8 protein-coding genes and 1 tRNA gene (1 of these 9 only partly in view) are annotated in these 9,360 nt (G+C 67.7%); 4 read left to right on the top strand and 5 right to left on the bottom strand.

The features are described from left to right. A protein-coding gene (locus A3OK_RS0119670; protein ID WP_019906612.1) for an SAM-dependent methyltransferase crosses the window boundary here: on the bottom strand, nt 1-283 show its 5' end (the start). It extends 305 nt beyond the left edge of the window; 283 of the gene's 588 nt are visible here — the first part of the coding sequence; it begins with the start codon at nt 281-283; its stop codon lies off the left edge, out of view. Beyond that, nucleotides 280-1,443, bottom strand: a complete 1,164-nt coding sequence (locus A3OK_RS0119665) for an acyl-CoA dehydrogenase family protein (protein WP_155912078.1) — start codon at nt 1,441-1,443, stop codon at nt 280-282. Before A3OK_RS0119665 ends, A3OK_RS0119670 begins: the two co-directional genes overlap by 4 nt. A 497-nt stretch (nt 1,444-1,940) precedes the next feature. Between A3OK_RS0119665 and A3OK_RS0119660 the strand changes: the two genes are divergently transcribed. Continuing rightward, nucleotides 1,941-4,082 (top strand): helicase-related protein, encoded by a 2,142-nt coding sequence (locus tag A3OK_RS0119660; RefSeq protein WP_019906610.1) that lies wholly within the window; start codon nt 1,941-1,943, stop codon nt 4,080-4,082. Then, nucleotides 4,079-4,756, top strand: a complete 678-nt coding sequence (locus A3OK_RS0119655; protein ID WP_019906609.1) for a metallophosphoesterase family protein — start codon at nt 4,079-4,081, stop codon at nt 4,754-4,756. Before A3OK_RS0119660 ends, A3OK_RS0119655 begins: the two co-directional genes overlap by 4 nt. 34 nt (nt 4,757-4,790) lie before the next feature. Here A3OK_RS0119655 and A3OK_RS0119650 read toward each other — a convergent pair whose 3' ends face one another. From A3OK_RS0119650 to leuC, 3 genes are all read right to left on the bottom strand, one after another. Further along, the gene (locus A3OK_RS0119650) at nt 4,791-5,021 is read right to left on the bottom strand and encodes a hypothetical protein (RefSeq protein ID WP_019906608.1); all 231 of its coding nucleotides are present in this window, start codon (nt 5,019-5,021) and stop codon (nt 4,791-4,793) included. 512 nt (nt 5,022-5,533) lie between these two features. Beyond that, nucleotides 5,534-5,618, bottom strand: a tRNA-Leu gene (locus A3OK_RS0119645). Between the two features lie 104 nt (nt 5,619-5,722). Then, on the bottom strand, nt 5,723-7,138 hold the full coding sequence (leuC, locus tag A3OK_RS0119640; protein WP_019906607.1) for a 3-isopropylmalate dehydratase large subunit: 1,416 nt from the start codon (nt 7,136-7,138) through the stop codon (nt 5,723-5,725). 258 nt (nt 7,139-7,396) lie between these two features. Here leuC and A3OK_RS0119630 point away from each other — a divergent pair, with 258 nt between their 5' ends. Next, the gene (locus tag A3OK_RS0119630; RefSeq protein WP_019906605.1) at nt 7,397-8,377 is read left to right on the top strand and encodes a 2-hydroxyacid dehydrogenase; all 981 of its coding nucleotides are present in this window, start codon (nt 7,397-7,399) and stop codon (nt 8,375-8,377) included. After that, nucleotides 8,374-9,357: an AprI/Inh family metalloprotease inhibitor gene (locus A3OK_RS0119625; protein ID WP_019906604.1), complete on the top strand. Its 984-nt coding sequence runs from the start codon at nt 8,374-8,376 to the stop codon at nt 9,355-9,357. Before A3OK_RS0119630 ends, A3OK_RS0119625 begins: the two co-directional genes overlap by 4 nt. The last annotated feature ends 3 nt before the right edge of the window (nt 9,358-9,360 follow it).

Raw genomic sequence — 9,360 nt, 5'->3', positions numbered from 1 at the left:
CCTGCCGTGCCGACGCGCAGCGTTCGCGCGCCTGTTCGAGGGCTTTCTCCGCCGTGTCGACGGCAATGAGGGCATCGCACCGGGACGCCAGGGCGTTGGTGAACACCCCGATCGAGCAGCCGATTTCGAGTGCCGACGCGTAATGCGCCTTGGGCAAGGCATCTAAGGTCGCGGCGTATTTCCCGGCCTCGTAGGTGCTGGTGGTGAATTGCCAGGGGTCGGGATCGCCGGCATAGCGATTCTCGAAATAGTCCGGCGGCATCGTCTGCGAATGACGCGTCATGGCACCTCTCCGGAATCACGCCACAGATCGCCGGCGGAAACGGTCTCCTCCAAGACATAGCGCGCGGCGGAGGTCAGGGCGAAATCCGGTGCCGGCTGACGCAGATAGGTGGCGAGATCGCGCGAGGCGCGCTCGAGGGGATGATCGCGCAGGAAGCCCTGCAGTCCGACCGAGCGCTGAGCGAGCTGCAACACCGTCATCCCCGCGGCCTCGACCGAGGTCCGTGCCAGATGGACGTAGGCCACGATCCGATCAGGATGCAGGTCGTCCTCGAAGACGAGGCGCGCGGCGCGCTCGACCCAGAGGCGCGCCGTCTCGGTGGCGACGAGCCCCTCCCCCAGCCGTGCCGATTGATGCGGATCGTGACCGCGGCCGGTCCGGCGAAGATGCTCGCGCCAGATATCGAGCACGGCCTCGATCCCCCCGAGCTGGACCGCAGCGAAACGCCAGGCGCCACCGAAGAAATAGGGTTGCCGCGAGTAGGAATCCGGGTCACCGAGCAGCCCGTCCGGCGGAATGTCCAGGCCGGTCAGATCGACCTTTCCCGTGGCCGAGGCACGCATGCCGTGCGCGCGCCAGTCGGACAGATCGGCCCGCGTGCCGGGCGCGAGATCCGCCACGACCATGTAGGCGACGTCGCTGGGGATGGTGCGGGCCGTGACAAGGGGGCGGGTGACGAAACCGGCGCCGGATGCCAGGATCTTGCCGCCCTTCAGCCGGTAGCCGCCGGGCTGCTCCACGAGCTTCAGCCCATCATCGGCAGGTTCGGTATTCCAGACGCCGAAGAGGTGCCCCCTCCTGGCATCGGCGAAGAGCCGTGCGCGCTGAGATGCATCGCCGTAGCGGGCGACCAGTTGCAGGGCATTGACATGCCCTTCATAGATCCGGCCGAGGGCGAGACTTCCGCTCCCGATAATGCGCAGCACGTCGCACAGGTCGGAGGCACCCGGCTCTTCCCCGAGGCCGGCGCCATCCTCGTCCCGAGGGATCGGAGCGGCGAGCAGGCCGAGCGTCCGGAGATGCTCCACATCCGCTTCGGGAAACCCGCCATCATGGTCTTGATCTGCCGCCCGTGAGGCAGCGAACCGCGCGGCGATTCTGGCGGCACCCGTGGCATCGACGCTCTGAGCGACCGGTGTCGGCTGGTCCACGCTGGGCATCCTCCTGGGGCGGCGATCGCGCTGAGACGTCGAACACTCATCACATCGGACCGGCGGGCCTGACGGAGTCCGTGCCGTATTGGATGAGACAAGAGCTGAACGCGGAGATTCTGCATTCGGCTCCCATTCTTCGCCCTATCGAGCCGCTAGATCCAACCTTTGTTACGACGAAATCGGAAGCGATCGATCGGACGGGACGACACGGACGTACCGGACCCAGCGGCGGTGACGGAAGTGAGGCATTTCGCAACCGGCAGAACTTTCGCCCGGCGCAAAAAATCCGTGATCCGTTCGAGGTCGCAGGGGCGAGACGTCCTCCTTCGACGCAGCGCGCGAGCGACGGTCTCGAAAAAGGCGGCCTTATCCACATATCGAGGATAGGCGATGGGACCGGGATCGGGCAGCGTCTCCATGGCTCGGGGATTGCTCGCAGACGCCCGCGAGAAGGTCTCGCGCGGCGACCCCGCCCGGCACGCTAGTCCGAGGATCGATTGCCCATGGCGCGAAAGCGCGTTCAGTCCACCGCCGATCTTCTGATGGAAGCCGTCGCCCGGATCGGTCTTCCGCCGAGATCGATCGATATCGAAGCGTTGCGGATCGAGCTCGAACTCCCGGAATTCGGCGGCTTCGTCGAAGATTCCCGCGTCGGCAAGGCGCTCCGGCGGATGAAGGCACAGAGCGCGTTCGCCCGGACGGGGGCGGAAGCGGTTGCCAGAAACGTTCCCGGCCTGAAAGTCACGATCGCCGCGAACGATACCGTAATCTGGCGTGTCCGCGTGGTGCTGCCGCTGCTCGATGGCGGTCGCATGGATGTTCGGGTCGACGTGCCCTTGGAGGGCATCGCCGCCGAGATCGTCTCCGGCATGGCGGAACGCAACGACCCGACCTGGCGCATCGAGACGTTGCGAATGGCGGCGGCCGAGACCACCGCCCAGACGGCACGGGTCCTACGCCCCTCCCTCGAGCGGCTGCGGGACGCGATCACGGCGGATCTGCGCGAGGTCGGAGCGGACGCCGTCACCTATATCGACCATATGGACCGCTCGCTCCGCTCGCGGGTGTTCCATGCCGGGCCCAATCTCGGCCATTCGATGAGCGATACCCTGACCCCGGTGCGCAAGCGCGCCAAGGTTGTGGCGCGGGAGGATTCGCGTCTGCGCCGGCTGCGCGATCAGGTCGGGTTCGGCGCCTATATCGAGAAGTTCGGCGCGGCTCGGCGGCTCGGCCGCCGCATCGTCTTCCATATGGGCCCGACGAATTCCGGCAAGACCTACGCGGCGCTGCAAGTATTGGCGGCGGCCCCGACGGGCACCTATCTCGCACCCCTACGGCTTCTCGCCCTCGAGAATTACGAGGGGCTGGCCGAGCGCGGTCTCAAGGCCGGCATGGTCACCGGCGAAGAGGTGCTCGGCGAGGACAGGCCGACCCACACCTCGCGGACGATCGAGACCGCCGACCTGATGCGGCCCGTCGACGTGGCCGTGATCGACGAAATTCAGATGCTGTCCGATCCCGACCGGGGCTGGGCCTGGACCAATGCTCTGTTCGGCATTCCGGCGAAGACCGTCGTGGTCTGCGGCTCGGACGATGCGCTCGCCGCCGTGCGCCGCGCGGCCGAAGCGGCCAACGAGTCGCTGGAGGTGGTCACCTTCGTCCGCAAGACGCCCCTCGTCCTCCTCGACGAGCCGATCCCCCTCGAGAAGGTGGAGCCGGGCGATGCGGTCGTCGCGTTCTCGCGACGCGCCGTCCATGAGAACCGCGAGATCCTAGTCGCCGCCGGGCATAGCGTGGCGACGATCTACGGCGCCCTGTCTCCGGAAGTGAGACGCGCGGAGGCCGCGCGGTTCCGCACCGGGGAGGCCACCGTCTTGGTGACGACCGACGCGATCGGCATGGGCCTGAATCTCGGACCGCTGAAGCGCATCGTCTTCTCCGCGACCCGGAAATGGGACGGCGTCGGCGAGCGCGCCCTGACCAATTCCGAAATCCGCCAGATCGCCGGACGTGCCGGCCGCTTCGGTCACCAGGATGTCGGTTACGTCGCGGCCACGGATGCCAGCGGAATCGAACCGATCCGGGCGGCACTCGCCGGCGCACCGACGGCGCCGGCCGCCGATACGCGATTCTTTGTCCGACCGGACCTGATCGCGATCCGCTCCGTCGCCGAGGAGATGCGGACGGAGAGCCTGCGCGAGGTGATGACGCATTTCGCCCGTGCCACCTTCTATGCCGGATCGCCGTTCCAGCCCTCGGCCCTCGACGAAATTCTCGACGTCGCGAAGATCGTCGATCGCGCCCGGCTGCCGATCGAAGAGAAGTTCGCCTTCTCGGTCTGCCCGGTGAACCGGCGCGACGAGATCGCCATCGCCATGCTGGAACGGTGGGCGCAGGCGCGAGCCTCGCGCACCACCGTCCCGGCCCTCCGCGCCAATCTCGGCGGGGAACTCGATTATCAGGAGCGGACGGTGCGGCTCGCGAGCGCCTATCTCTGGCTGTCGCGCCGCTTTCCCGAAACCTTCGACGATGACGAACAGATCCGTGTCATGCGCGGCCGGGCCAATGCCGTCATCGAGCAGCATCTGCGCGAGACGGCGACCCGCAAGGCCGAGCGTCGCAGAGCACGGCCGGGAGTTCGATGAGTCACCTCACCTACGCGATCGGCGACATTCACGGATGTGCCGACGCCCTCGCGCGTCTCCTCGCCGAGATCGAGCGTCATCGCGAGGGTCGGTCGCGCCGTCTCGTCTTCCTCGGCGATTATGTCGACCGCGGACCGGATAGCGACGGCGTCCTGACGATGTTGCGGGATCTCGATCGGTCCGAGAACGGCAACGCGAGTTTTCTCATGGGAAATCACGAGCGGATGATGCTCGATGCCTACGAGAAACCGCTCGGTGCGTCCGTCTGGCTCGAGAACGGCGGCCAGACCACGCTCGCCTCGTTCGGAATCGAGGATCCTGAGGAATTGCCGCGCGATGCGCTCAACTGGATGTCAGGCCTCGCCACCGTCCACGAGGACGAGCGGCGCTACTACGTCCATGCCGGGTTTCGACCCGGGCGAAGCGGCATCGACCCGGACGTGGAGGCAAGGCTCTGGATCCGAAAGCCTTTCCTCACCGAGGATTTCGACTTCGGCAAGCACGTGGTTCACGGACACACGCCGCAGAAGAGCGGCCGTCCGGACATCCGCCCCTTCCGGACGAATCTCGACACGGCCTGCGTCTTCGGGCGTTTCCTCACAGCGGGCGTGTTCACCGATGAGATCGGTCCGGCTGTCGATTTCCTGCAAGTCGGGATGGTGCCGGGCCGTTGATGCAAGAGCTTCGGGCCCGGAGATTTGGACCCGATCAGACGGTTCGACGTGCACCGCTGCGGATGGCGCGCCTCGCCGCGGCGGCATTATCCATGGACGACGAAGAGCGACAGGACATCAGGTCGACGATGCTGCACGTGGCGAGAAGCAACCCAGCGGTGCCATAAGCGATCAGCACCGGCATGGGATCGGCGATCGGCCCCATGACGAGAGCAGCGGCGATCAGGACGATGCCGAGACGTTGCAGATAAGGTGAAAGGCTCATGGTCGAATATATCCGGCCACCGCAAGGATCGGGGCAGGACAAAGCATGACGAGCGTAGTTTGCGCGTCTGTGTCCGGGTCGGTCAGACCGGCAGTGTGAGTGCGATGTCGCACATGATTGAGTTTTGGAAGTCTGAAAAGAGGCAAGCAACTGTCGCGAATTGATGCGAGAAGCCTTTCCCTCCGGTTTCGCGAACAAGAGCGTTGGCTCGCCTTCACCGAGGAACTATTCTGGACGTAGTTCGGGAAGGCCTGCCGCTCGGCTAAAGTGCCCGGCGCTGCGCACGGACAGAACTAGGTTGGGAACCGACGTGCGGCTGAAGCTGGCGCCAAGACAGCGCAGCTCAATGGTCTTCTCGGGATGGGCGCCGGGGAGACGATAAAGTGCAACCTATGCCAGAACCGCGGCCAATGCCCGATTGGCCGGAGGGGCTCCGATTCATCCCGCCCCGGTCGACAAGGTGCGGAAAGCGGGGCTAAAAACTAAGTAAAATCAATGACTTAGTTTTTGCTTGGTGCCCAGGAAAGGACTCGAACCTTCACCTCTTGCAAGACTGGTACCTGAAACCAGCGCGTCTACCAATTCCGCCACCTGGGCTCGTCGGCAGCTCGCTGCCGACGCGGTGCTTCGTTTAGGCGGCTGGGCCGGCCGCGTCAATCGCGATTCCGGCCCGTTTCATGGATTCCGCCCAAGCTTGGTCGTCAGGCCTCGCCGTGCCAGTCGCGGATGTCGACGAAGCGGCCGGCCACGGCGGCGGCGGCGGCCATCGCCGGGGAGACGAGGTGGGTGCGGCCGCGATGGCCCTGGCGGCCTTCGAAGTTGCGGTTCGAGGTCGAGGCGCAGCGCTCGTTCGGGCTCAGGCGGTCGGCATTCATGCCGAGGCACATGGAACAGCCCGGCTCGCGCCAGTCGAACCCGGCCTCCTTGAGGATGCGGTCGATCCCCTCGGCTTCCGCCTGCGCCTTCACCACGCCGGAGCCCGGCACCACCATCGCCGAGACCGACGGGTGGACCTTGCGGCCCTCCACCATCTTCGCGACCGCGCGCAGATCCTCGATCCGGCCGTTGGTGCAGGAACCGATGAAGACCCGGTCGAGGGTGATGTCGGTGATCCTCGTGCCCGGGGTCAGGCCCATATAGTCGAGGGCCTTCTCCTTGGACTGGCGCTTGTTCTCGTCGAGGATCTCGGCGGGGTCCGGCACCGCGCCGGAGATCGAGACCACGTCCTCGGGGCTCGTGCCCCAGCTCACCAGGGGCGGCAGGCTGGCGGCGTCGAGGCGGACCTCGCGGTCGAAGAAGGCGCCCTCGTCGGTGGCGAGGCTGTCCCAGTAGGCCCGGGCGCGCTCGAAAGCCTCGCCCTTCGGCGCCTTCGGGCGATCCTTCACATAGGCGTAGGTGACGGCGTCGGGCGCCACCAGGCCGGCGCGGGCGCCGCCCTCGATCGACATGTTGCAGATCGTCATGCGCCCCTCCATCGAGAGGGCGCGGATCGCCTCGCCGGCATATTCGATGACGTAGCCAGTGCCGCCGGCGGTGCCGATCTCGCCGATGATGGCGAGGATGATGTCCTTGGCGGTGACCCCCGGCGGCAGAGTGCCGTCCACGGTGATGCGCATGTTCTTCGCCTTGCGCTGCAGCAGCGTCTGGGTGGCGAGGACGTGCTCCACCTCCGAGGTGCCGATGCCGTGCGCCAGCGCCCCGAAGGCACCGTGGGTCGAGGTATGACTGTCGCCGCAGACGATGGTCTGGCCCGGCAGGGTGAAGCCCTGTTCGGGGCCGATGACGTGGACGATGCCCTGGCGCCGGTCGAGGGCGTCGTAGAATTCGATGCCGAACTCGCGCACGTTCTCGGCGAGCGCTTCCAGCTGGATGCGGCTCTCCGGATCCTCGATGCCGAAGCGGCGGTCGGAGGTCTGGACGTTGTGGTCCACCACCGCCAGCGTCTTCTCCGGGTGGCGAACCCGGCGGCCGGCGACCCGCAGGCCCTCGAAGGCCTGTGGGCTCGTCACCTCGTGGACGAGATGGCGATCGATGTAGAGGAGGCTGGTGCCATCGGGCTCGACATCGACCACGTGGTCGTCCCAGATCTTGTCGTAGAGGGTGCGCGGCGCAGTCATGGCGTGGCTGTTTCGGTTCTCGTCGGTGACGGGCTTGTGGGCGAGCGGTTTCGTTCCCGCTCCTCTTTAGTAGTGTTCGAATGGCCCGCTTGGAAGTAGGCGGGCGCACGGAGCGCATCGGGGTCATGACTGCCGCCCCCGCGCCGCATGGCGAGCTCGGCCGCCGCGTGACGTTTCCGAAGCTGGACCCTGCCTGGGGCGCGGATTAAAGCCGTGTGTTCCCACGGGCCAGTCCCGGCGACGGATACCGAGCGCGACATGCAGCCTGCCGACCTGTTGCTCCTGAAGCCGATGCAGCCGAGCGTGATGGAGGCGCTCGCCGCCGCCTTCACCCTCCACCGCGCCGATACGGCGCCAGATCTCGACGCGTTCTATCGCGAGATCGGCCCGCGCATCCGCGCCATGGCGACCGGCGCACAGGCGCCCGTCGACGGCACGCTGATCGAACGGCTGCCCCATCTCGAGATCGTCGCGAGCTTCGGCGTCGGCTACGACACGATCGACGTGACGGCGGCAGCGAAGCGGGGCGTCGTCGTCACCAACACGCCCGACGTGCTCTCCGACGAGGTCGCCGACCTCGCCCTCGGATTGCTGCTGGCGACGGTGCGCGAGATCCCCCAAGCGGACCGATACCTCCGCGCCGGGCACTGGCCGACGCGAACCTACCCGCTCACCGCGACCCTGCGCGGCCGCCATGTCGGCATCCTCGGGCTGGGGCGGATCGGGCGGGCCATCGCCCAGCGTCTCGAGGGCTTCGGCGTGACCCTCTCCTATCATGGCCGCCGCCGACAGGAGGACGTGGCCTACGGCTTCCATCCGACCCTGCTGGGGATGGCGCAGGCGGTGGACGTCCTCATCGTCGTGGCACCCGGCGGGCCGGGGACGAACGGGATCGTGAACGCCGACGTCTTCGAGGCGCTCGGCCCACAGGGCATCGTCGTCAACGTCGCCCGCGGCAGCCTCATCGACGAGCCCGCGCTGATCGAAGCCCTGCGATCGGGCACGATCCATGGCGCGGGGCTCGACGTCTTCGCCACCGAACCTCGGGTGCCGGAGGCGTTCCTCGGCCTCGAACGCGTCGTCCTGCTGCCGCATGTGGGCTCCGGCTCCGTCCATACCCGCGAAGTCATGGGCCGCCTCGTGGTCGACAACCTGCTGTCCTGGTTCTCCGGCAAGGGGCCGCTGACGCCGGTGCCGGAAACGCCCTTCGGCGGGCATGGCACCGAGGCCGCGCGATGATCCGCCAGATGGCGTCCCGCTCGCGCTTTCTCGTCGGCCTGACGGCGTTCGCGCTGATGGCCGGCCCGGCCACTGCCCAGGGAATGGCTCAAGGGGCGCCTCAAGGCGCTCCTCAGACGACGCCCGCTTCGCCGGCCGTCCCGGAAGCGCCTCCCGCTCCGGCGGTGCCGGAGGTCCCCGCCACGCCCGGCATGTCCGAGACACCCGCCGCGGCAAGCCCGCCGGCCGCTTTCGTCGAAACCCTGCCGCAGACCATCGAAGGCGTTCCGGGCACCTGGGACCTGTCGCGGGACGGCAGCACCCGGCGCTGCGTCATGACCCTCGCGGTCCAGAGTTTCGATAGCGGGCGGCGTCTGTCGTTTCCCGCCGGATGCCGCCGCGCCCTGCCGATCCTCAACGAGGTCGCGGCCTGGCTGTTCGTGGATGGCGCGGTCCGTCTGGTGGACAAGAACGTCCGGCCGATCCTGATGTTCAAGATTCGCGACGACAAGCGCAGCCTGATGGCGCGGGCCGAGAACGGTGAGGTCTACAGCCTCGTCCCGCTGCAGATCGTGGCGATGGCGCCCCCGCCCCCGCCGGGGCCGGACGGGCGCGATTCCGCGTTCCAGCTCGGACGCGACGACCCGGCGAAGGCGGCCGCGCCCGGCACGGAGACGTCCGGCACCGGCGAGCGCCCGACGGCCGGCACCTACGCCCTCGACCGTTACCGCGAGCAGGATGTCTGCCGCCTCGAACTGAAGCCGGCGGAGGGCGGCGCTTCCCCCGTGCGCGTCCTCGACGGCTGTCGCGACAGCGGGTTGACGACGTTCGATCCGGCTTCCTGGCAGGGCGCGCCGGGCCGGCTCACCCTCGTCGCCCGGCGCGGGCACGTGGTCGGCCTGGTGCCGGCGGGAGAGAACCATTGGCGGCGCGAGCCGGAAGTCGGCACCACCTTCGTCCTGCGTCGGATCGAGGCCGCGCCGACGAACGGTTCCCCCTGAAGC

It is taken from the genome of Methylobacterium sp. 77, from assembly GCF_000372825.1.
In the GTDB taxonomy this organism is placed as follows: Bacteria; Pseudomonadota; Alphaproteobacteria; order Rhizobiales; family Beijerinckiaceae; genus Methylobacterium.
The sequence above is the reverse complement of the archived record's forward strand: the minus strand, read 5'-3'. Positions and strand labels throughout refer to the sequence as shown.

Bases quoted from the DNA above. Each gene is read 5' to 3' on its own strand.
- A3OK_RS0119665 (WP_155912078.1), bottom strand. From the start codon at position 1,443: ATGCCCAGCGTGGACCAGCCGACACCGGTCGCTCAGAGCGTCGATGCC.
- A3OK_RS0119660 (WP_019906610.1), top strand. From the start codon at position 1,941: ATGGCGCGAAAGCGCGTTCAGTCCACCGCCGATCTTCTGATGGAAGCC.
- A3OK_RS0119655 (WP_019906609.1), top strand. From the start codon at position 4,079: ATGAGTCACCTCACCTACGCGATCGGCGACATTCACGGATGTGCCGAC.
- A3OK_RS0119650 (WP_019906608.1), bottom strand. From the start codon at position 5,021: ATGAGCCTTTCACCTTATCTGCAACGTCTCGGCATCGTCCTGATCGCC.
- leuC (WP_019906607.1), bottom strand. From the start codon at position 7,138: ATGACTGCGCCGCGCACCCTCTACGACAAGATCTGGGACGACCACGTG.
- A3OK_RS0119630 (WP_019906605.1), top strand. From the start codon at position 7,397: ATGCAGCCTGCCGACCTGTTGCTCCTGAAGCCGATGCAGCCGAGCGTG.
- A3OK_RS0119625 (WP_019906604.1), top strand. From the start codon at position 8,374: ATGATCCGCCAGATGGCGTCCCGCTCGCGCTTTCTCGTCGGCCTGACG.